The organism is Enterovibrio coralii (assembly GCF_001559595.1).
In the GTDB taxonomy this organism is placed as follows: domain Bacteria; phylum Pseudomonadota; class Gammaproteobacteria; order Enterobacterales; family Vibrionaceae; genus Enterovibrio; species Enterovibrio coralii.
In genome coordinates this window covers 1-21,916 of sequence record NZ_LNTY01000029.1, presented here as the reverse complement: position 1 = coordinate 21,916, position 21,916 = coordinate 1, and the positions used below count along the sequence as shown (strand labels likewise).

At 48.9% G+C, this 21,916-nt stretch carries 17 protein-coding genes, 4 tRNA genes, 2 pseudogenes and 1 riboswitch; of the genes and pseudogenes, 13 read left to right on the top strand and 10 right to left on the bottom strand.

The features are described 5' to 3' along the window. Positions 1–19: 19 nt before the first annotated feature. Entirely contained in the window at positions 20–2,530 is a 2,511-nt protein-coding gene (locus ATN88_RS08900) for a glycosyl hydrolase family 18 protein (protein ID WP_067414373.1), read from the top strand. Positions 2,531–2,612: 82 nt separating this feature from the next. Here the strand turns inward: ATN88_RS08900 and moaE are convergent, their stop codons facing one another. The 5 genes from moaE to moaA form a co-directional block, all read right to left on the bottom strand. Continuing rightward, a complete protein-coding gene (gene moaE / locus ATN88_RS08895) occupies positions 2,613–3,053 on the bottom strand; it encodes a molybdopterin synthase catalytic subunit MoaE (protein ID WP_067414370.1) in 441 nt (146 codons plus the stop codon). Between the two features lie 2 nt (positions 3,054–3,055). Next, positions 3,056–3,301: a molybdopterin synthase sulfur carrier subunit gene (moaD, locus tag ATN88_RS08890; protein ID WP_067414366.1), complete on the bottom strand. Its 246-nt coding sequence runs from the start codon at positions 3,299–3,301 to the stop codon at positions 3,056–3,058. Then, complete coding sequence (moaC, locus tag ATN88_RS08885; RefSeq protein ID WP_067414362.1) at positions 3,298–3,777, bottom strand: cyclic pyranopterin monophosphate synthase MoaC; 480 nt, start codon at positions 3,775–3,777, stop codon at positions 3,298–3,300. Before moaC ends, moaD begins: the two co-directional genes overlap by 4 nt. Positions 3,778–3,780: 3 nt before the next feature. Then, the gene (gene moaB, locus ATN88_RS08880) at positions 3,781–4,293 is read right to left on the bottom strand and encodes a molybdenum cofactor biosynthesis protein B (RefSeq protein ID WP_067414358.1); all 513 of its coding nucleotides are present in this window, start codon (positions 4,291–4,293) and stop codon (positions 3,781–3,783) included. Between the two features lie 39 nt (positions 4,294–4,332). Continuing rightward, on the bottom strand, positions 4,333–5,319 hold the full coding sequence (gene moaA, locus ATN88_RS08875; RefSeq protein WP_067414634.1) for a GTP 3',8-cyclase MoaA: 987 nt from the start codon (positions 5,317–5,319) through the stop codon (positions 4,333–4,335). Then, a riboswitch (molybdenum cofactor riboswitch) is annotated at positions 5,308–5,443 on the bottom strand. It overlaps the preceding gene by 12 nt. 527 nt (positions 5,444–5,970) lie before the next feature. Here moaA and ATN88_RS08870 point away from each other — a divergent pair. From ATN88_RS08870 to yvcK, 3 genes are all read left to right on the top strand, one after another. Then, positions 5,971–6,537 carry an LON peptidase substrate-binding domain-containing protein gene (locus tag ATN88_RS08870; RefSeq protein ID WP_067414355.1) on the top strand — a complete coding sequence of 189 codons (567 nt, stop codon included), beginning with the start codon at positions 5,971–5,973 and terminating at the stop codon, positions 6,535–6,537. A gap of 234 nt (positions 6,538–6,771) precedes the next feature. Then, the gene (fabV, locus tag ATN88_RS08865; protein WP_067414352.1) at positions 6,772–7,974 is read left to right on the top strand and encodes an enoyl-ACP reductase FabV; all 1,203 of its coding nucleotides are present in this window, start codon (positions 6,772–6,774) and stop codon (positions 7,972–7,974) included. A 173-nt stretch (positions 7,975–8,147) separates the two neighbouring features. After that, entirely contained in the window at positions 8,148–9,035 is an 888-nt protein-coding gene (gene yvcK, locus ATN88_RS08860; RefSeq protein WP_067414349.1) for a uridine diphosphate-N-acetylglucosamine-binding protein YvcK, read from the top strand. Here yvcK and ATN88_RS08855 read toward each other — a convergent pair. From ATN88_RS08855 to uvrB, 3 genes and pseudogenes are all read right to left on the bottom strand, one after another. After that, complete coding sequence (locus ATN88_RS08855; protein WP_232313001.1) at positions 8,997–9,293, bottom strand: Hpt domain-containing protein; 297 nt, start codon at positions 9,291–9,293, stop codon at positions 8,997–8,999. The genes yvcK and ATN88_RS08855 overlap by 39 nt on opposite strands. Positions 9,294–9,358: 65 nt before the next feature. After that, positions 9,359–10,813, bottom strand: coding sequence for a quorum-sensing sigma-54 dependent transcriptional regulator LuxO (gene luxO / locus ATN88_RS08850; protein ID WP_067414342.1), 1,455 nt, complete (start codon positions 10,811–10,813; stop codon positions 9,359–9,361). Positions 10,814–11,118: 305 nt separating this feature from the next. Beyond that, positions 11,119–13,141: pseudogene (gene uvrB / locus ATN88_RS08845) on the bottom strand (excinuclease ABC subunit UvrB). Positions 13,142–13,544: 403 nt separating this feature from the next. On the opposite strand from uvrB, the gene ATN88_RS08840 reads away from it, so the two are divergent. Then, entirely contained in the window at positions 13,545–14,273 is a 729-nt protein-coding gene (locus ATN88_RS08840) for an SDR family NAD(P)-dependent oxidoreductase (RefSeq protein WP_067414631.1), read from the top strand. A 3-nt stretch (positions 14,274–14,276) separates the two neighbouring features. After that, positions 14,277–15,122, top strand: coding sequence for an amidohydrolase family protein (locus ATN88_RS08835; protein WP_067414339.1), 846 nt, complete (start codon positions 14,277–14,279; stop codon positions 15,120–15,122). Between the two features lie 97 nt (positions 15,123–15,219). On the opposite strand, the gene ATN88_RS08830 is transcribed toward ATN88_RS08835, so the two are convergent. Next, complete coding sequence (locus ATN88_RS08830; RefSeq protein ID WP_067414335.1) at positions 15,220–16,395, bottom strand: mandelate racemase/muconate lactonizing enzyme family protein; 1,176 nt, start codon at positions 16,393–16,395, stop codon at positions 15,220–15,222. A gap of 81 nt (positions 16,396–16,476) precedes the next feature. Further along, complete coding sequence (locus ATN88_RS08825; protein WP_067414332.1) at positions 16,477–17,253, bottom strand: class II aldolase/adducin family protein; 777 nt, start codon at positions 17,251–17,253, stop codon at positions 16,477–16,479. 669 nt (positions 17,254–17,922) lie between these two features. On the opposite strand from ATN88_RS08825, the gene ATN88_RS08820 reads away from it, so the two are divergent. The 7 genes and pseudogenes from ATN88_RS08820 to rsxC form a co-directional block, all read left to right on the top strand. Further along, positions 17,923–17,998 (top strand) — tRNA-Asn (locus ATN88_RS08820). 143 nt (positions 17,999–18,141) lie between these two features. Further along, positions 18,142–18,217, top strand: a tRNA-Asn gene (locus ATN88_RS08815). 71 nt (positions 18,218–18,288) lie between these two features. Next, positions 18,289–18,364, top strand: a tRNA-Asn gene (locus tag ATN88_RS08810). Between the two features lie 41 nt (positions 18,365–18,405). Continuing rightward, positions 18,406–18,481: transfer RNA gene (locus ATN88_RS08805), tRNA-Asn, on the top strand. A gap of 223 nt (positions 18,482–18,704) precedes the next feature. Further along, positions 18,705–19,286 carry an electron transport complex subunit RsxA gene (gene rsxA, locus ATN88_RS08800; RefSeq protein WP_067414329.1) on the top strand — a complete coding sequence of 194 codons (582 nt, stop codon included), beginning with the start codon at positions 18,705–18,707 and terminating at the stop codon, positions 19,284–19,286. Next, positions 19,286–19,870 carry an electron transport complex subunit RsxB gene (gene rsxB, locus ATN88_RS08795; RefSeq protein WP_067414325.1) on the top strand — a complete coding sequence of 195 codons (585 nt, stop codon included), beginning with the start codon at positions 19,286–19,288 and terminating at the stop codon, positions 19,868–19,870. Before rsxA ends, rsxB begins: the two co-directional genes overlap by 1 nt. Further along, positions 19,867–21,916 (top strand): annotated as a pseudogene (gene rsxC, locus ATN88_RS08790) (electron transport complex subunit RsxC); the annotation flags it as partial. The gene rsxB and the pseudogene rsxC, both read left to right, overlap by 4 nt.

Here is a 21,916-nt window from a genome sequence, read left to right as displayed (position 1 = left end):
ATTTTCGAAGGATATTAAGATGAACAATAAGGCTTTTCTCAGAGGGCTCGTCGCAGCCGCTGTGTCTGTAGGGGGTTCGCTTCCTGCTCTCGCAGCTCCTGGGGCTCCCGTTATCTCATGGATGGAGACAAACTTTTCCATTATTGAAGTCAACGACGCCGCTACCGCGTACAAAGATCTCGTTACGGTAAAACCTTATGCCGAGGTACCTGTAACGTGGGACCGTTGGTCAGGTGAACCTGCCGATTCTTGGCGAGTGCTGTTGAATGGAGAAGTGGTACATGAAGCGTCTGTCACACCATCTGCGAGCCAAAAAGAGTCCACCATTTTGCAGGTTGCTAAAGGCGGCCAATACGACATGGTGGTTGAATTGTGTAGTGGTACAGGTGCAGCCCAAGCGTGTACGGCAAGCTCCCCTACCCCAATCGTTGTTGCTGACACAGACGGCAGCCACTTAGACCCACTGCCAATGAACGTTGACCCTAACAACGGTAACTACACCACGCCTGCAAATACAGTTGTTGGTGCGTACTTCGTGGAATGGGGTGTTTACGGACGTAAGTTCCCTGTCGACAAAATCCCTGCACAAAACCTGACGCACATTATTTACGGTTTCGTGCCTATCTGTGGCAACAACCCATCATTGGCAGCGGGCCCACTCGGCGCATTGGAGCGCGCCTGTGCAGGTACCCAAGACTATGAGGTCGTTATTCATGACCCTTGGGCAGCCGTACAGATGCCACACCCACAATCCGGTCAAACCTTCTCATCCTCTTATAAAGGCACTTACGGCCAAATCATGGCCTTGAAACAACGCTACCCTGATTTGAAGATCCTACCTTCAATTGGTGGCTGGACATTGTCTGACCCATTCTATGAGTTTGGTGATAAAGCCAAGCGCGACATTTTCGTCGCGTCTGTGAAGAAATTCCTGCAAACCTGGAAATTCTACGACGGCGTGGATATCGACTGGGAATACCCAGGTGGTCAGGGTGCAAACCCGAATCTCGGTGACCCTTCAACTGATGGCGACACCTACGCAATCTTGATGCAGGATCTTCGCGCCATGCTCGACGAGTTGACCGCGGAAACAGGCCGCACGTACGAGCTGACCTCGGCTGTTGGTGTTGGCTACGACAAGATCGAAGACGTAAATTACGTCGATGCAGTGCCTTACATGGACTATATCTTCGCGATGACTTATGACTTCTATGGCGGCTGGAGCAATGTTGTCGGTCATCAGGCGGCTCTTTACTGCGGTGAACACATGTCAGCGGAGCAATGTGCAGGCACGGGTTTGGATGAAAATGGCGAACCACGCAAAGGCCCTGCGTATACAACGGCGAACGGTGTAGATCTGTTGTTAGCGAAAGGCGTACCACCAGAGAAACTGGTTATCGGTGCTGCAATGTACGGCCGTGGCTGGACTGGCGTAACCGAAGCAAGCATGTCTGACCCAACAAATCCGATGACGGGTGTAGGTAACGGCAAAGTCGCGGGTTCTTGGGAAGACGGTGTTATCGACTACAAAGACATTGTCACTAAGTATGAAAACAACCCAGGCGTTGTGCTTGGCTACGATGCACTTGCAGAAGCACCATGGGCATGGGATCCATCTAACGGTGACCTCGTCACTTATGACAACAAACGCTCTGTCATGGCGAAAGGTGCCTATGTTCGTCAAAATAACTTCGCAGGTCTGTTTGCATGGGAAATCGATGCGGACAACGGCGATATCCTCAATGCAATGCAAGAGTCGTTAGCGGGCGATCAACCACCGCCACCAAACAAAGCACCGATCGCCAATGCGGGTGCCGATGTTACCGTTAACGCAGCAACTGCAGTGGCTCTGAACGGCAGCAACTCTAGTGATACAGACGGACAAGTGGTTGCCTATGCCTGGGCACAAACTAGCGGTCCAAGTGTTGCTCTGACCGGTGCAAATACTGCGACAACGTCTGCTGCAATCCCTGACGTGACGGTTGATACCCAGTATGTCTTCACGCTGACGGTGACCGACAATGAAGGTGCAACAGCGCAAGATTCCGTGACTATCACTGCGAAAGCACCGAGTGCGGGCAATACTGCACCTGTTGCACAGGTATCAGCACCAGCATCGGCAACAGTCGGCACGGTTGTACTGGTTGATGCAAGTGCGTCAAGCGATGCGGACAACGATACGCTCACATATAGCTGGGATGTCCCGGCGGGTGTTACCGCGAACATCAATGGCGCGAGCCTGTCGTTTGAGGCGGGTAGCTACAGCGTCGACACAAACCTGACCTTCACGGTGACAGTGTCTGATGGACAGCTTCAAGATTCGGCTTCTGTAACCGTACTGGTAGAGAAAGATGATCCTGTTGTGACATGTCCTAATGCATGGCAAGCAGGTGAAATCTACAACTCTGGTGACGTCGTGACCCACAATGGCATGGAGTACTCTGCTAAGTGGTGGACAACGAACGAAGAGCCGGGCACAACTGGCCAATGGGGTGTATGGAAAGAACTGGGTGCCGCTGTGTGTCAGTAAGCTAACCAATCACTCATGACAAAAAAGGGATGCGAATCGCATCCCTTTTTGTTCTTTTGTCTGAGCTGAAGTCTTTGAACGATCACCAACGCTTAGCGGCAGTTTCATCGCTTTCGCGAGCTTCAACCCAGCGCTCTTCATCCACCAGCCTTTCTTTTTTCCAGAACGGCGCACGTGTTTTCAGATAGTCCATGACAAACTCACAGGCTTCAAATGCGGCGTTACGGTGTGCACTAGACACGCCGACAAACACGATTTGGTCGCCAATTTCTAGCGCACCAACACGATGAATGACACGAATATGTGTCAACGGCCAACGGGATTTTGCTTGCTCACAGATTTCCGTCAATGACTTTTCAGTCATGCCCGGATAGTGTTCAAGGGTCAAACCGGTGACATTGTCACCAAGGTTCATGTCTCGCACTTTGCCGACAAAAGTGACGATCGCACCATCACCCGCAAAATCGTTCAGTTTTGTGTATTCCTCTGCAACAGAGAAATCGTCGTGCTGAACTGAGATCATGCTTAACCTCCCGTCACTGGCGGGAAGAACGCCACTTCATCGCCTGCTTCTACAGGAGATGACAGCTCAGAGATGGTTTGGTTAATCGCAACCAGCAACTTGCCTGACTCTAAAGCCAGTGCCCACTTGTCACCATTGTTCACAAGGTGAGCGCGAATATCTTCCGCCGTCGCAAAATCACCGTCTAACGTCAGTGACGCTGTCCCAACTAGCTCTTTAACTTGCGCAAAAAAGAGAACCTGAATCATTGTTCCACCTTAAAGTGACCTGATTTGCCGCCCGTTTTTTCAAGCAAACGAACCTGACCAATCACCATGTCTTTTTGCACGGCTTTACACATATCGTAAATGGTCAGCGCAGCAACAGACGCAGCGGTCAGTGCTTCCATTTCAACACCCGTTTTGCCCGTTAGTTTGCACAGTGATTCAATGCGAACTTGTGAGGTTTCAGGTAAGGCTTCCAGTGACACTTCTACTTTAGAGAGCATCAGTGGGTGGCACAGCGGAATAAGATCCCACGTGCGTTTTGCAGCCTGAATACCCGCAATACGTGCCGTTGCAAACACATCACCTTTGTGATGTTTGCCTGAAACGATGAGTTCCAAGGTTTCAGGTGCCATGTCTACATACGCTTCTGCTCTTGCTTCACGCACTGTTTCCGCTTTGCCAGAAACATCGACCATGTTTGCTTCACCAGAAGCATTGATGTGTGTAAAACCGCTCATCAATTAGTTACCCAGGTGTGGCATGAAGTTACATGGGCGGTGGCTTGCATCCAGTTGTTGCTTGATGATGCCGTTCCAGCCAGTGCGACACGCACCAGTTGAGCCAGGCATCGCAAAGATAACGGTATGGTTAGCAAAGCCCGCAATTGCGCGAGATTGAATCGTTGAAGTACCAATTTCTTGGAAAGAAATCGCGCGGAACAATTCACCAAAACCTTCCACTTCTTTGTCAAAAAGTGGTTTCAGTGCTTCTGGCGTGCTGTCACGTGAAGTGAAGCCGGTACCGCCAGTGATCATCACAGCTTGTACGTTCTCATCAGCAATCCACTGAGAAACCACAGCGCGGATTTTGTAAACGTCATCAATTACAATCTGCTTGTCAGCCAGTGTGTGACCCGCTTCGACAAGCGCGTCCACCAGGAACTTGCCCGATGTATCGTTTTCTTCAGTACGAGTGTCAGAAACAGTCAGAACAGCAATTTTAGCTGGCGCGAATTCAGTGACAGCGTGACCCATAAAAGTAAACCTCAGTGAAATTTTGTTTAGTAATCGGTGTTAGCCACCAATAGATGCCAGATGTGGCGTCATACCGGTATGGCCTTGATCTAGGAAATGACTTTGTTTCTTGTCTGCAAGTTGGCCTTGAATTCGCGCCACCAGCGCATCTTCTTGAGCGTCGTCTTGCAGTAAATCGCGTAAGTCCACACCGTAGTCACCAAATAAACACATATGCAGTTTACCCAGTGCTGATACGCGCAGGCGGTTACACGAATCACAGAAATCTTTTTTGTATGGCATGATGAGGCCAATCTCACCCTTGTAATCAGGGTGACAAAACACTTCGGCAGGACCGTCGCTTTTGCCTCGAACCTTCATCAACCAGCCATTTGCAATAAGGTGGTTTCGAATAGACACACCCGACACGTGATGGCGTTCAAACAAGGAATCCATCTCTCCGGTTTGCATCAACTCAATAAAGCGAAGTTGAATCGGCTTGTCTTTGATCCAATTAAGGAAGGCTGGCAATTCCCCACTGTTAAGATCTTTTAACAGTACGGCATTGACTTTGACCTGTTCAAAGCCCGCATCAAACGCAGCATCAATGCCGCGCATCACCAAGTCGAATTTGTTCTCACCGGTGATTTGATGAAACATGCGGGGATCCAAGCTATCAACACTGACATTGATGTTCGTCAGTCCTGCATCTCTCCATGCTTGTGCATTTTTCTCAAGACGGTAGCCATTAGTGGTCATGGCGATTTTCTCAATACCGTCTTGCTCAGCAATCATGGACAGAATGTCAGTGAAGTCTTTTCGAAGCGTGGGCTCGCCACCAGTGATACGTACTTTAGACGTACCACAGTGCGCAAACGCCGAAACGACACGACGCAGCTCATCTACCGAGAGGAAACCGGAGTTTTTATGGGTCGGCTTGTAACCATCCGGCAAACAGTACGTACAGCGGAAGTTACAAACATCTGTAATAGACAAACGCAAGTAATAGAACTTGCGATGATAGGAATCTTCAAATTGCGTTGCCACGAAACACCTTTCCAAATACGGGAGACGACCACATTTCTATGAGCGCCCTGGTGACGGAATGTCACGGCCTATTTCCCGTATTCTTTCGAACTTAGCGAAATAGGCTTCGGAGTTACTAATGCGCGTGTTCGCACAGCATGCATAACACGGAGCACTATTGTGAATTTAGCAAAACTCGCGTGCAACAAACAAGGAATTGTCGGTTATTTTGTGAGGATTAGATATGGGAGCAACTTTTTTATCACTGTCTCAAAACATAAACAGATCTCAAACCCAACATTCAAGCACAATTCGACAGATATCACTAAGTCGGTGACAAACCTGACGGTTGGACACGCACAATTTTATCGGCAAGAGGCTGCAAACCGCTCTATGCTCAGTAAAAGTAGCGATTGTCGTATTTGACAGATTTTCGAAATGACGCGTTTTCGCAAATTCAAAATGCAAATTGCAATGAAAGCGCAAAAAATCCCGCAAATCCGTCATGAAAGTTAGGCATCGTATTTGCAGTAGTGATTGCACAGTAGGGTATCTAAAGCTGTCCCTAAATTTTTCAGGACAATAATAAGGCAGCAGCTCGAAAGGCAAACTATTCCAAATTAACGCCTTTGAAGTCTAGTTACTGCGCTTTACGACAACTGGGAGCTCACTATGACTATGACATTGCCGATTCTGTTCAACAATCGTCATATTCTTCCTTCGGGACGTCTACCACTTAGGGTGGCACCGGGGACGCAACTTACGACAGTGAAGTACGCCATGCGAAACGGACTCGATATTGGTGTATGTATGGACGAAACCAGCCCAATTGGGGCCGGCATCGGAACCCGCGTTTCTATCGAAGACTTCAGCTTAAGCTCAGAAGATGGCTCATTGACGATTACCGTTAGTGGCCACGAGAGCTTCATCATCGACAGTGTTCTCGACAACGATGAAAATATCGTCGTCGCCACCTGTCAAACCTTGCCATCATGGCCGAAACAAGAAGTCAGTATCGATTCAGCACCGCTGGCAGAACGCCTTCAAATCATGTTTGAACGCTATCCAGAGCTTAGCTCTTTGCACGCTAGTCCTCACTTTGACAACCTTACATGGCTTTGTCAGCGTTGGTTGGAACTCCTTCCTCTTCCGGCGAGTGAAAAGCAGGTTCTCATGGCAGCCAACTCATGCAGCAACACGGCGGAGTATCTGTTGAGCCTGATGAAAGACCCGCACTGATTTCAGCAAGAGAAATAACAAAACCCTGCTTAATGCAGGGTTTTTATCGCAAGTTTCCCAAAAGCCTCATAATTCCCCTTTTCACTCCGGTATTCTGGTTGACGGTTTCGAGGTCAAAATCCCCTTCGGTTAAATAGCCTTTGCCACGCCGAACAGGTATTGTTGATTTCGTTTCTTCTTCGTTTTCTCCGCTCTCGTCACAGCGGCAAACATGGTCAGCATGCAAGGATTTTCATGATTATCAAACCCGTCATTCAAGGTGTTGTTGCGCGCTCTGCTCACCCACTAGGCTGCCAGCAAGCCGTGCTGAATCAAATTCGTTATGTACAAGCGGCACCTCAAATCAGTGGTGGCCCGAAAAAGGTTCTCGTCTTGGGTGCTTCATCAGGATTTGGTTTGGCATCACGTATCAGTCTCGCATTTGGTGGCGCAAAGGCAGACACCATCGGGATCTCTTTTGAAAAAGGCCCCAGCGAAAAAGGCGCAGGAACCGCGGGATGGTACAACAATGTCTTCTTTCGTCAGGAGGCGGAAAAGCACGGATTGATCGCCAAGAATTTCGTTGGAGACGCGTTTTCCTCGGAGATGCGAAAGCAGGTTATCGATTACATCAAAAAGGAATTTGGTGGCCATGTCGATCTGGTTGTTTACAGCCTTGCCACTGGCATTCGCCCCAATCCAGAAACTGGCGAGTTGTGGCGTTCTTCCATCAAAACCCTCGATAAACCCTTGTCTGGTCCCACCATCGACTTAGAACGTGATGTCATGTTGCCTTTGGACGTAGGCGTAGCAACGGAAGATGAACTCGACGCTACGGTTAAAGTCATGGGGGGAGAAGATTGGGAGAGCTGGATAGCTGTACTCAGCGATGCCGGAGTTTTAGCCAAGGGATGCAAAACCTTGGCATATTCTTACATTGGCCCGGAATTTACTTATCCAATTTATCACCGTGGCACATTGGGTAAAGCAAAAGACCATTTGCACAAAACAGCAGATGTACTCAATCAAACCCTACAAGACTTAGAAGGCGAAGCCTACGTTGCCGTGTGCAAAGCCTTGGTCACGAAAGCCAGTGTGTTTATCCCAGCCTTCTCGCCTTACATTCTCTCGCTGTTCAAAGTGATGAAAGAAAACGGAACGCACGAGGGCTGCATCGAACAAATGCAACGTTTATTTACCGAGCGTCTCTATCGAAATGGCGACCATGTCCCGGTTGATAATGCTCGCCTTATCCGTATGGATGACTGGGAACTGGCACCAGAAACACAGTCTGCGGTGGCAGCACTGATGGCAGAAATGACAGCAGATAACTTCCAGCACGTCGGTGACTACCAAGGCTACAAACAAGACTTCTTACAGCTAAACGGCTTTGACTTTGCTGGCATTGATTACGATATGCCTGTCGATATGGCGTTCCTTATGTCACTACGCCCATAACGCGTTTTATCGACACCGCCTTAAAAACTGTCTAAAAGACCAGCCACCACTGGTCTTTTTTTCATCTCTGCGTGACCAATTAGCCAGTTTTCCCTACATTTCAGCGGAAGTTTGTGCCCTGTATGTGATTCTTATCTTATTATTTGTGTAGACGAATCCAGTAATGGCACACAATGAAACAAAAAGAACAACGTATCGTCGCAATTGGAGGCGGCCACGGCTTGGGGCGCGTCCTTTCTGCTTTGAGGGACTTCGGTGAAAACGTCACCGGTGTAGTAACAACCACAGATAATGGTGGCTCCACGGGACGCATCCGCGCCTGTCAGGGCGGCATTGCCTGGGGTGACACCCGCAATTGTATTAATCAGCTCATCACTGAACCGTCCATCGGTTCGATGATTTTCGAGTATCGCTTTCGTGGTAACGGCGAGTTGGACGGCCACAACCTCGGCAATTTGATGCTGACGGCACTGGACAACCTTTCCATCCGCCCATTAGAGGCGATCAACCTCATCCGCGATATGCTGAAAGTCGAAACGCATATTGTACCTATGACTGAGCACCCGGCTGATTTGGCGGCGCAAACCCGCGCTGGCGACATTATTTCCGGTGAAACTGACGTTGATGAACTGCCAGAGCCACCTGCGCGATTGCTGCTAGAACCTGTTGTGCCAGCCACAAAAGAAGCCGTTCTGGCTATCCAACAGGCCGATCTCATTGTGCTTGGACCAGGTAGCTTTCTGACCAGCGTAATGCCGCCATTGCTGTTGCCTGAAATTAGCCGTGCATTAAAAACAACGCAGGCGAAAATCATGTTTATCCGCAATCTGGATAAAGAGTCAGGCCCAGCAGGACAAATGTCGCTGAGTACGATGCTGGCGTGGTGTGAGCGTTCGATAGGCGGTCGAAAAGTGGATGTGGTATTAGGGCCGGATGAAGATCTGGAGCTCGAGGGAGAGTATCAGCAAGTGGCTGCAGACCTCGCATCTGCAAACCACCGCTGGAGACATGACCGAGAGAAGTTATCCCTGGCTATTGAACAAGTCTTGCTGACTCGCTAACGCTTTATACTCAATTGCCGTGCCTTGTAACATGTCCGTTAGGCGCGGCAATTGGTCGTGAACCCATGAATCCTGTCCCAGTTTCACTCTTGATTCACACTCTCTCGCCAATTCGGCCAGTTCATCTGCACCGAAGCTAGCTGCACTACTTTTAATTGCATGGCTGATTTCGCGCACTTTAAGCGGGCTTGGCGCGTCTGTCAGTTGATCAGAATAACGACTCAGCTCATCACTAAATACGATCAGTAGTGAAGACACGGTTTCTTCACCTACCTCCACTGCTAGCCGCCGCAATGTTTCATGGTTCACCGTCGACGCATATCCTAGTTCCTTTTTTCTTGTGACTCTTGCCAACTTTGCAGTTTTCGATAGATAGTCGATGGACTCACCTCTAGCAGCCCCGCTGCTTGAGGAATATTTCCATCACATGCATCAATCGCAATTTGTATTGCTCGCTTTTCAACCAACCACAAGGGTTCGATGTCAGCTTTAGTGATTGATCCAGAACTTTCTAACGCAGAACCGACAGCAAAATTATCTTCGCGAGTTTGGGCAATTGTGTTTTGATTTTTATTCTTAATACCGTTTGATGCAATTTTGACACCAGAAACGGTAGACAGCGGCGGCGGAAGCATCATTTCCGTGACTTCTCGCCCATTGTGAAGCACGACAATATTACGAATGACGTTCTGTAACTGTCTGACGTTACCCGGCCAATCGTAATTTATGAGTCGTTGAACCACGTTGTCGTCAAATGAACGAAAATCTTTTCCCTCCTCCATGGCGACATGAAGCAACAAAGATTCTGCAATCTCCAGCACATCTTCACCACGGTCACGCAAAGGCGGTAAGGTGAGAGGAATAACATGCAGACGGTAGTAGAGGTCTTCGCGGAAATTCCCCTTCATGACTTCTTCCCAAGGGTCACGGTTTGTTGCACACACAAAGCGCACATCAACCTGTTTCACCTTCGATGAACCCACTTTTTGGAATGTCCCAGTTTGGATAAAACGCAGTAATTTGGACTGAAGATCCAAGTCCATTTCACAGATTTCGTCGAGGAAAAGCGTCCCGCCATCAGCCATTTCAGCCGCGCCTTCGCGCTCTGAAGCCGCGCCAGTAAAGGCCCCTTTCACATGACCAAACAGTTCGCTTTCAATGAGATCTTTAGGAATGGCAGCACAGTTAATGGCCACAAAGGCGTTTTTCGCCCGCGCACTTGCCGCATGGACAGCTTCTGCACAAACTTCCTTACCAGTACCACTTTCACCGGTAATAAAGACAGTCGCTTTACTCGGTGCCGCAGAGTCAATCACACGATACACCGCTTGCATCGGCACGCTGCGACCGATAAAGCCGTAATATGCCCCTTCCGGTGACTTTTTATTTACAGCACTTTTAGGTTTAAGCGCATTGTTTACCGTGACGCGCAGTAAATCGGCTTCGCACGGTTTGATCAGAAAGTCGCTGGCACCATAGCGCAGTGCTTCTACGGCGGCATCAATCGAGCCGTGCGCCGTCATGATGACAACTGGAATATCAGGTTTTTGCTTACGAATTTCTGCCAGCACGTCAAAGCCAGACACATCTGGCAGACGCAAGTCGAGTAAAATCAACGAGAACGCGCTGTCGGAACTGAACTGTTCCAACGCTTGCTTCCCGTTGCTTGCAATCTCAACATCCACATCAAGTGGGTTGAGATAAGATTTATATAGCGCAGCTACTGATGCAGTATCCTCTACCATCAGTATCCGTTTCTTAGCGCCAGAATCCAGCATTCTTCCCCCTGCTTTGATCCCGAATATTTTCTTCTTTTTGTATAGAAATTGTCTCTAGTATAACGTCGATTTCACACTCACCGAGCACTTTAGATGCGTTTTGCATTGCAAAATGCAAAAGAAATTGCAAATTCTAAAGCTATTACACTGAGAGTTTGGCTATTTAATAACATATGAAAGTTGGCACACTATGTGCTATTACTAATATGACCTTCGGGGTCACCTAGCCAACTGACGTTGTTTGTGAGCACTTCGTTCACTGAAACAAGACAGCCAACCGACTCTTTCCGGTTGGCTTTTTTTTTTTAGCTGTTTTGGATAAACAGCGCACGCAACGATGCAATTTCGTCACGCAGACCTGCAGCCGTTTCAAACTCCAAGTTTTGTGCAGCTTCATACATTTGCGCTTCCAGTTTTTGGATTCGCGCTTCGATTTGTTGCGGTGATTTCGCCACGTAGGCAGCATCTTCTTCCGCAACCGCTTTAAGTGATGGGGCAACCTTAGGTTTGTGCGATTTGCGCTTGCCGCCGATTTCCATCACATCAGCTATCTTCTTGTTCAACTTCTGCGGAACAATGCCTTTCTCTTCATTGTAGCTTCCTGCTTCGCGCGGCGTCGCTCTGTTTCGTCAATCGCACGACGCATCGAGCCGGTAATGGTATCACCGTACAAAATCGCTTTACCGTTGAGGTTACGCGCGGCGCGACCAATTGTCTGAATCAGCGAACGCTCCGAGCGTAGGAAGCCTTCTTTATCCGCATCCAAAATCGCCACCAGCGAGACTTCCGGCATGTCCAAACCTTCTCGCAGCAAGTTGATACCAACAAGTACATCAAACTCACCAAGTCGCAAATCACGGATGATCTCTACACGCTCAACCGTATCAATGTCAGAGTGAAGGTATCGCACGCGAACATCGTGCTCTTCAAGGTATTCGGTCAGGTCTTCCGCCATGCGTTTGGTCAGCGTAGTAACCAGTACGCGTTCATCAATCGCGCTTCTGATGCGAATTTCAGACAGCAAATCATCCACTTGTGTAGCAACAGGACGCACTTCAAGCAGCGGATCCAACAGACCCGTTGGACGCACCACCTGATCTGCGACTTCACCATCAGATTTATCAAGCTCATAGTTACCTGGCGTCGCTGACACATAAATAGTCTGCGGTGCTAGCGATTCAAATTCATCAAACTTGAGCGGTCTGTTATCCAGTGCAGAAGGTAAGCGGAAACCATACTCTACCAGCGTTTCTTTGCGCGAACGGTCACCTTTGAACATGGCGCCAATTTGCGGCACGGTCACATGGGATTCGTCAATAATAAGCAGCCCATCGGCTGGGAGGTAATCGAACAGCGTCGGAGGTGGCTCGCCTTCTGTTCGTCCACTTAGGTAGCGAGAGTAGTTTTCAATGCCCGAGCAGTACCCCAGCTCTTGCATCATCTCCAAATCGAACAAGGTACGCTGAGAAATTCGCTGCTCTTCAATCAGCTTATTGTTCTCAAGTAGCACTTTCTTGCGGTCTGCCAGCTCGACTTTTATATGCTCAATCGCATCGAGGATTTTCTCTCTTGGCGTGACATAGTGTGTTTTCGGGTAGATAGTACAACGCGGTAGGTTTCGTTCTGAGATAGACCCCGTAAGCGGATCGAACACGCTAATAGACTCCACTTCGTCATCAAACAGTTCGACGCGAATCGCATCTCTGTCCGATTCAGCGGGGAAGATATCTATTACTTCACCACGCACGCGGAAGGTACCGCGGGTAAACGCTTGATCGTTTCGGGTGTACTGAAGCTCGGCAAGACGGCGCAAAATGCTTCGCTGTTCAATCACATCACCTCGGCGCAGGTGCAACATCATCTTTAGGTACGAGTCTGGGTCACCCAAGCATATATAGCAGAGACGGACGCAACAATGACAACGTCACGACGCTCCATCAATGCTTTCGTTGCAGACAGACGCATCTGCTCCACATGTTCATTGATAGAGGCATCTTTCTCTATAAAGGTGTCCGATGCGGGAACATAAGCTTCTGGCTGATAGTAGTCGTAGTAAGAGACGAAGTACTCAACGGCATTTTCAGGAAAGAACTCTCGCATTTCGCCGTAAAGCTGCGCTGCTAGGGTCTTATTAGGCGCAAGGATCATGGTAGGCCGTCCCGCCTCGGCAATCACGTTGGCCATGGTGTAGGTTTTACCCGACCCCGTCACGCCCAATAAGGTTTGGTGTGCAAGGCCAGAATCAAGCCCTTCCAACAATTGATTGATCGCGGTAGGTTGATCGCCTGAGGGTTTAAACGGTGACTGTAGTTTGAAAGTCTTACTCATGACGCGTCCGTGACTGAAATACTGAACCCGTCATTTTGCTCGCGTACGGCATTAAGTCAACTGACAATATCCTGACAGTGTGCAGGTGCTTATCTGCGGGTATTTATGCACGATCAATCTGGGCAGAACTGACTGATTGCATCTGGAACATCAGTCACCTTTACTCCGAGAACGTCTTACCCAATAAAACACGGCTGCTGCAATCAAAACGAGGGTTGCGGTAAATATCATTAAAACGTGCATGTGTGTCATAAGGATCTCCCTGTGCAAGCACTAAGTATAGAAATGGGTTCGAGGTTTTGTATGATTGACTTATGGTTTTCCGAACACCATCATCAGCAGCAATAACATTCCTTACAGCGGGTTGCAGAAATTTGCCAGCCGCATAACGTTGAGAGTTAACATGAAAAAGGTCGCTTTGGTAACAGGTGGTTCAGCAGGTATTGGCCTCGCCGTCGTCGAAGGTTTTCTTGCTGAGGGTTACACCGTTTACAGCCTAGATATTCAACAAGGACCAAAAGGCCATTGGCTTGCCTGTGATGTCACTGACGCAAACGCTGTTCAGAATGCCGTTGAAAATGTCATGGAAAAAGAAGCACAAATTGACGCGCTGGTTTGTAATGCAGGCATTCACTTTAGCTCAACGATTGAAAACACCTCTGAAGCTGACTTAGACCGCGTCTTCAGTATCAACGTGAAAGGTGCCTACTACGCGATTCGCGCCTGTCTTCCTGCAATGAAAGCGGCGAACAAAGGAAGCATCGTGCTGTTGGGTTCAGACCAATGCACCATCGGCAAACAAAACTCGTTCGCGTACAACCTGAGTAAGCATGCCATTGCTTCTATGGCAAAAACCACGGCACTGGATTACGCCAAGTACAACATTCGCGCCAATGCTGTTTGCGCAGGCACGACAGAAACACCACTCTACCACAAAGCAATAGACGCCTACTGCGAACGCTCCGGTGCAGATAAAGCCGAAATCCATAAAGAAGAAGGTGCGTTGCAACCTTTGGGTCGCATCGCGCAACCAGAAGAAGTGGCCAACTTGGTGGTTTTCCTTGCCAGTGATAAAGCGAGTTTCATGACTGGCGGACTTCACGCGGTAGATGGCGGCTACACGGCGCAATAATTTATGCAGATTATCGACCCGCATCTTCATTTGTTTTCTCTCAACGAAGGGAATTATGGTTGGCTAAAACCGGCCAATGCGCCGCATTGGCCGGACAAGCACGTCATCTGTCGTGACTTTCATGAACACGATTTGCAACTCGACGTGCCTCTTCAGCTGGCGGGGTTTGTCCACGTTGAAGCGGGGTTTGATAACGAGCAGCCTTGGCGCGAAATTGAATGGTTAGAGTCCACGTGCGCCCTTCCCTTCAAAAGTATCGCTTGTGTTGACCTCACACTCGACAAAGATGCGTTTATAGCTCTCATCAATAAACTGCGGTCGTATCGCAGTGTGGTTGGCGTGCGTCACATCTTGGATGACGACGCTGAGCATTTGTTAAAGCTGGCCTCCGTTCAGAATAACTTAGCGGTCTTGGCAAGCCATTCCCTGATTTTCGAGGCACAGTTTGACGCCAAAGACAGCCGAACTGTCGAGGTGTTTATAAATACTGCAGCTAAGCATTCCGCACTTCGTTTCGTCCTCAACCACGCAGGGTTCCCGCCAGCCGCAGCCAGCAATGACTGGCAGCTGAATATTCAGCGACTCGCGCAATGCGACAACCTTTGGGTGAAGGCATCTGGCTGGGAGATGAGTGACCGCCACTATCCGATGACTGACGTTGTCAGACACGTCTCTACACTTGTTCACTCTTTTGGCGGTCACCGCGTCATGATGGCAAGCAACTTTCCACTGACCTTGTTCCGAACCTCTTATGCCGCCTTGTGGAATGACTATCTCACTATGCCTTTCAGTGACGATTTACTGAAAAAGCTTTGTGTGGATAACGCAACGCAGTGCTACGGTTTCTGAATAACTGAGTACTTAAATAACAGTACCCATATAGAAGTACTTCTATAAAGAAGAGCCCGCGATATGCGGGCTCTCTTATTTGTTTATTCGCTGCCGTTTATTTCACGACGATACGCGGTGAGCGCATCACCACATCATCATTCAGTTCAATACCGATACCCGGAGCCTCTGACACTTCAAAGAAGCCATTTACGGGTTGCGGGTCTTGAATACACAATTCACGGTTCCACGATTTGATCGCATAGGTGTGATGCTCGTGGATCAGGAAGTTAGGGATCGCTGTTTCCAAGTGCAGTGATGCTGCTGTCGCAACAGGACCACCACAGACGTGCGCCTGAATACGCACGTCGAAGATGTCTGCATAGTCACAGACTTTCTTGGTTTCTGTAAAGCCGCCACACAAACCAATGTCTGGCTGCAAGACATCGACGCTTTGATCTTCAAGATACGGTCTGACACCCCAACGGTTATACAAGCGTTCGCCCCCCGCAATCGGCACGTTCACGCGTTCAGCCACTTTCTTGTGCAGAGAATGGTTGAGGTAATTCACTGGCTCTTCATAATACATGCAGTCAAACTCTTCTGCGATCTCGCCAAGCTGAATGGCCGAGGTCGCACCCGGCAGACTGTGGCATTCAAAAATGATGTCCACTTCATCGCCCACCGCTTCGCGGATCGCTCTCATACGTGCACGGTAAAGCTTCATTTCTGCACGAGAGATGATCTTAGTACGCTCGTAGTAAGTGTTACCGTCTTTGTCGTACATGATCGGGTCGACTTTGACAGCATCATAACCTTCGGCAATCGCTTTGAGTGCGGCTTCTGCATACTCTTCTGGTTGAGACAGGGCTTTAAACTCTTTATCCCAGTCAAATTGAAGCTGAGATGCATAAGTACGCAGCTTGTCATTCACTTTGCCACCAAGCAGTTGGTAGACAGGTAGGCCAAGTGCTTTACCTTTAATGTCCCAAAGCGCCGTATCAATAGCACTCATTGCCGCGTAGACGACCGGTCCGCCGCCTAACCCCCAGAAGCTCTCACGCAACATGCGTGACCACAGCATTTCCGTTTGGAACGGGTCATGACCAATCAAGAAGGCTTCCGCCATTTCTTTGATCATATTGGCTGCGGCACTGTGGCCAAGGTCATAGGCCAATCCCGCTTCGCCGACACCGCTTATTCCCTCATCCGTGTGAATACGAACAAACACCGGATTCCATGGTGGTCGCTCTGGGCAATGAATGTCGAAAACTTCAACCGACGTGACTTTCATCCTTGTTCTCCATTTCGTCTTTTATTAAGTGGGCTAACCGCCCCTCTTTAATTCCGTAAACCTATATTCCGTAAAAGCCATCTATTCCATAAAACTCGGGTCTAGACGCCATGCTTTTCTTAACAGCGAAGGCCATGCCTTTTGCCCCCCCGTACTGCCTGAATGCACCACATTTGCCTGAGCATAAATATTATCTTGAATGCTTTGAGGCACAGGAATGACATCCTGCCCTGCCGCTTGCATCATCAACTGCACTTCACAGGCTCGTTGCATGTCGTAAAAGCGCATAAATGCATCACTCACCGTTGGCCCCAACGTCAAGCCGCCGTGGTTCACCAACAACATATGATTGGTTGTACCGAGATCATCCTGAAGGCGTTTTCTTTCATCATCATTAACCGCTAACCCTTCATAGCCATGATAAGAAAGCGATGCCAAAGAAAACATGGAGTACTGACTCAATGGTTTGAGCCCTTCTTTTTGACTCGCCACAGCGATGGTTTCATTGGTGTGTAAATGAATCACGCAATGTGCATCTTCGCGGACTTCATGGATTGCACTGTGAATAGTGAAACCAGCTGGGTTAATAGAGAAAGGCGTGTCGTCGAGGATATTGCCATCGAGATCTACCTTAACCAGATTTGATGCAGTCACTTCATCGAACGCAACACCAAATGCGTTAACAAGGTAGGTATCTGTGTTGGGAATACGCAATGAAATGTGCGTGTAGATAAGGTCATCCCAACCCATGTGAGCCACTAAACGGTAGCAAGCTGCCAAATCGACGCGTCGCTCCCATTCTTCAGGCGAGACTTTGCCTTTCAGCGACGTGTTAGGTAATTCAATCACGGGATCCATCCTCAATAAGTTGTCCTTTTTTCAGCTTGTCTTATTTACGGACGATTCGCAATCATCGTTCGACAAAACCGGATGTTCTTATGATTTACCACTGGCAGTGGCATAAAAAACAAAATTTGCATGAGTAAACTGAGGAAATCCCAATTAATTCGGTGAATATTCTTCCAATTTAAGGATCCAAAATTGTTGATTAACACACTTATCCACAGATTTTGTGGGTAACATTGTGAACCTCAAACCCTGAAAGGCTTTGTAAAAGTCAATTCAATTTTGAAAAAATGTCCATCTAATCGACCGAATACACATCATTTCGCTCAATGAGACCTCCATCACAAAGTTAAAGCCCCAAAATCGCGTGATATAAACCGCTAGAATGCGCTGAAATTCCGAAGCAACACGAAGCACTGGTCACTCTTTGACCAATCTAAGTCGATGGCGATGAAATACGGCTTTTGACAGTCGCTGTCTTGTGACGAAGCGCAGAAATACAAAAAACGGCAAAAGCACGGAGATCCAGAGCCACTTTCGCCTCATATTTAGCCAGTAGCGCAAAAAAGAAACCAAATTTGATCGCACTTTAAACGGATGATTTAAAATCCGCATTTCGTGCTATTTCAATGGTTGACAGCCTGAAAGACGATAGCTAAGATTCGCTCCGCTTTGAGAGATTCCCCCTTAGTTCAGTCGGTAGAACGGCGGACTGTTAATCCGTATGTCGCAAGTTCAAGTCTTGCAGGGGGAGCCACTTTTCGGTGATTGGTTCTAAGAACGAGTCATCCGCTTGAGAATGTCGCTACGCGATATGTCGCAAGCCTAGGCGGCCCCGTTAAGTCATACAGGGCAAGCCACTTTCGATACATCGCCACGGCGGTGAATCATAAAATCTGTTCCCCCTTAGTTCAGTCGGTAGAACGGCGGACTGTTAATCCGTATGTCGCAAGTTCAAGTCTTGCAGGGGGAGCCACTTTTCAGTGATTGGTTTTAAGAACGAGTCACGACGATACATCGCCACGGCGGTGAATCAACAAAATCTGTTCCCCCTTAGTTCAGTCGGTAGAACGGCGGACTGTTAATCCGTATGTCGCAAGTTCAAGTCTTGCAGGGGGAGCCACTTTCGATACATCGCCAAGGCGGTGAATCAACAAAATCTGTTCCCCCTTAGTTCAGTCGGTAGAACGGCGGACTGTTAATCCGTATGTCGCAAGTTCAAGTCTTGCAGGGGGAGCCACTTTTCGAAACCCAGCATCTAGCTGGGTTTTTTGTTATCTGCCATATACATCCTCGGAATGAAGATGTTACCGCCTGTTTGATGTCCTGTGACACCGAATTCAAAATCGGCTAATTTGCATACACTGTTGCAAAATTAGTGAAAAACCCTTCCTGCTATCTGTTGTTATACCCGCCTCAAACGCCGATAATACAAAGATCTCTTTAAAATAATATTGAATGGCATGACTGAGTATTTATTGCTTCTCGTCGGTACCGTCCTCGTCAACAACTTCGTTTTAGTGAAGTTTCTTGGACTCTGCCCGTTTATGGGTGTGTCTAAAAAGCTTGAAACGGCGATTGGCATGGGACTGGCGACAACATTCGTGCTTACCCTTGCATCGGTAAGTGCTTACCTCGTTGAAACCTATATTTTGGCACCTTTAGGCTTGGGTTATTTACGTACCCTAGCCTTTATTCTTGTCATCGCAGTGGTCGTTCAATTCACCGAAATGGTCGTACACAAAACCAGCCCTACGCTGTATCGACTGTTAGGTATCTTTTTACCTCTCATCACCACCAACTGTGCGGTGTTGGGTGTCGCACTGCTAAACATCAATGAACAACACAATTTCATTCAATCCATCATCTATGGATTTGGCGCAGCTGCGGGCTTCTCACTGGTATTGATCCTATTCGCCGCGATGCGTGAGCGCATTGCCGCAGCAGATGTGCCTCAACCTTTTAAAGGCGCATCCATTGCGATGATCACTGCAGGCCTGATGTCTCTGGCATTTATGGGCTTTACTGGATTGGTGAAACTGTAATGAGCGGAATTCTAATTGCGGTCGCAGCTATAGCCATATTGGCTGCCGTATTTGGCGTGTTGTTAGGTTTTGCGTCTATCCGCTTTAAAGTGGAAGCCGACCCAATTGTCGACCAAGTCGATGCGATTTTGCCACAAACCCAATGTGGCCAGTGTGGCTACCCAGGCTGCCGTCCATATGCAGAAGCCATCGCCAATGGTGATGCAATCAACAAGTGTCCTCCAGGTGGTCAAGCGACGATCGAAAAACTCGCAGACCTGATGGGAGTGGAAGCTACAGAGTCTGCTCACGACCAAGAAAAGAGCGCGAAAACCGTCGCGTTTATTCGTGAAGACGACTGTATTGGTTGTACCAAGTGTATTCAGGCGTGCCCTGTAGACGCCATCATTGGTAGTACCAAGGCCATTCATACCGTATTGAAAGATGAATGTACCGGTTGTGACCTTTGTGTCGCGCCGTGTCCGACAGATTGTATTGAGATGATCCCAGTTCAAACAACGCCAGATACATGGAAATGGCAACTTAACCAGATCCCTGTTGTGCAAGTGACCGACCATGAAACTTCCGGGGTGAAACAAGCATGATCACCCTTATCGAACAAATTAAACACGGTCAGATCTGGGATTTCCACGGTGGTGTTCATCCACCTGAGAACAAACGCCAATCTAATCAGAAGGCGATTCAACCCGCTGCAATTCCTGCCGAGATTGTACTGCCACTGAAGCAGCACATAGGTACAACGGGACAGCTTTTGGTCGCCGTTGGCGACAAGGTGTTGAAAGGCCAGCCACTGACAAAATCAGATGCGCTGCAAGCGTGTCCTGTGCATGCGCCGACCTCTGGCGAAGTGGTTGCCATTGAAGCGCGCACCATTGCTCACCCATCAGGCTTAACGGATAACTGCATCGTTATTCGTCCAGATTTTGAAGACACATGGGCAGAAAAGTTATCGATCAACGATTACCTCAGCAAGTCGCCTGAAGATCTTATCGATCATATTCGACTCATGGGTATTGCAGGCATGGGCGGTGCGGGTTTCCCGGCTGCGCGCAAACTGCAAACGGGTCATAACCGTACCGAAATTTTGATTTTGAACGGTGCCGAGTGTGAACCTTACATCACGGCTGATGATCGCCTGATGCAAGAGCGCGCGGACGAAATTGTTCAAGGCGCAGAAATTCTCAAGCACATCGTCAATCCAAAGCTGACTGTACTGGCATTGGAAGATAACAAGCCAGAAGCCATTGAAGCACTGAAAACTGCGGTGATGGGCAAAGACGGTATCCTTGTTCAGGTTGTACCAACCAAATACCCTTCTGGTGGTGAGAAGCAACTGATCAAACTGGTAACGGGTAAAGAAGTCCCAACCAAAGCCATTCCAGCCGCAATTGGCATCATGGTGCAAAACGTGGGTACAGCCTTTGCCGTTAAACGTGCACTGATTGACGGTGAGCCGCTAATCGAACGTGTTGTGACGCTAACGGGTACCACCCTGAAAGAGCAAAGCAACCGTTGGGCGTTGCTCGGCACGCCAATAAGCTTCTTGTTGGATAAGCATGGCTACCAGCCTGACAAAAAACTGGAACGCGTGATCATTGGCGGTCCAATGATGGGCTTTACAGCCCCACACACCCAAATTCCGGTGACCAAAGTCACCAACTGTATTCTGGTACCAAGCAAGCGCGAGATTGAGCCAAGCCACGGCGAAATGGCGTGTATCCGATGCAGCAGCTGCGCAGAAGCCTGCCCGGCTTCATTGTTACCACAACAACTTCAGTGGTACGCGAAGGATCAGAACTACGACAAGTGTGAAGAATACAACCTGTTCGATTGTATCGAGTGTGGTGCGTGCGCTTATGTGTGTCCGAGTGAAATTCCTCTGGTTCAATACTATCGCCAAGCGAAAGCGGAAATTCGTACACGCGATGCAGAGCATCAAGCTGCTGAGCGCGCTCGTGAGCGTTTTGAAGCGAAGAAAGCACGTTTAGAACGCGATAAGAAAGAACGTGAAGCGCGACATAAGCAAGCCGCAGAAAACCGCCGTAAAGCAATGGAAAAATCTGGTGATGGTGATGCCCTTGCAGCTGCTATCGCACGCGTAAAAGCGAAGAACGAACAAGGTTCAGCGGCAACCGCCATGAAGCCAGCCGTTGCAGCAGCGATTGCCAAAGCTAAAGCGAAACAAGCCGAGGCCGCATCTGCTGGCAATGCAGAGCCAGACAACAGCGAGATGAGCAAGCTTCGCGAAGAACGTAAACGTCTCGCTCGCGAACGTAAAGCGCAGAAAGACGCGACAACAGACTCATCAGCATCAGACAGTGCGACTGATAAAAAAGATGCGGTTGCCGCGGCAATTGCTCGTGCGAAGGCGAAAAAAGCGGCCCAACAATCTGAGGTCCCTGCGAGCGAGTCTGATGATGGTGATGCGAAAAAAGCGGCCGTTGCAGCCGCGATCGCACGGGCGAAAGCTCGCAAGGCAGAACAAGCTGAATCCGCAGAGCCAGCAGAAAACGTATCCTCTGAAGGCGACCCGAAAAAAAGCCGCTGTTGCTGCCGCGGTAGCGCGTGCAAAAGCACGCAAAGCCTCACAACAGGCAGAAGTCCAAGAAACCGCAGACGCCGTTGAGCCG

Excerpts from the sequence above, each read along its gene's own strand:
- ATN88_RS08900 (WP_067414373.1), top strand. The coding sequence starts at position 20 with ATGAACAATAAGGCTTTTCTCAGAGGGCTCGTCGCAGCCGCTGTGTCT.
- moaE (WP_067414370.1), bottom strand. The coding sequence starts at position 3,053 with ATGATCTCAGTTCAGCACGACGATTTCTCTGTTGCAGAGGAATACACA.
- moaD (WP_067414366.1), bottom strand. The coding sequence starts at position 3,301 with ATGATTCAGGTTCTCTTTTTTGCGCAAGTTAAAGAGCTAGTTGGGACA.
- moaC (WP_067414362.1), bottom strand. The coding sequence starts at position 3,777 with ATGAGCGGTTTTACACACATCAATGCTTCTGGTGAAGCAAACATGGTC.
- moaB (WP_067414358.1), bottom strand. The coding sequence starts at position 4,293 with ATGGGTCACGCTGTCACTGAATTCGCGCCAGCTAAAATTGCTGTTCTG.
- ATN88_RS08870 (WP_067414355.1), top strand. The coding sequence starts at position 5,971 with ATGACTATGACATTGCCGATTCTGTTCAACAATCGTCATATTCTTCCT.
- fabV (WP_067414352.1), top strand. The coding sequence starts at position 6,772 with ATGATTATCAAACCCGTCATTCAAGGTGTTGTTGCGCGCTCTGCTCAC.
- yvcK (WP_067414349.1), top strand. The coding sequence starts at position 8,148 with ATGAAACAAAAAGAACAACGTATCGTCGCAATTGGAGGCGGCCACGGC.
- luxO (WP_067414342.1), bottom strand. The coding sequence starts at position 10,813 with ATGCTGGATTCTGGCGCTAAGAAACGGATACTGATGGTAGAGGATACT.
- ATN88_RS08840 (WP_067414631.1), top strand. The coding sequence starts at position 13,545 with ATGAAAAAGGTCGCTTTGGTAACAGGTGGTTCAGCAGGTATTGGCCTC.
- ATN88_RS08835 (WP_067414339.1), top strand. The coding sequence starts at position 14,277 with ATGCAGATTATCGACCCGCATCTTCATTTGTTTTCTCTCAACGAAGGG.
- ATN88_RS08830 (WP_067414335.1), bottom strand. The coding sequence starts at position 16,395 with ATGAAAGTCACGTCGGTTGAAGTTTTCGACATTCATTGCCCAGAGCGA.
- ATN88_RS08825 (WP_067414332.1), bottom strand. The coding sequence starts at position 17,253 with ATGGATCCCGTGATTGAATTACCTAACACGTCGCTGAAAGGCAAAGTC.
- rsxA (WP_067414329.1), top strand. The coding sequence starts at position 18,705 with ATGACTGAGTATTTATTGCTTCTCGTCGGTACCGTCCTCGTCAACAAC.
- rsxB (WP_067414325.1), top strand. The coding sequence starts at position 19,286 with ATGAGCGGAATTCTAATTGCGGTCGCAGCTATAGCCATATTGGCTGCC.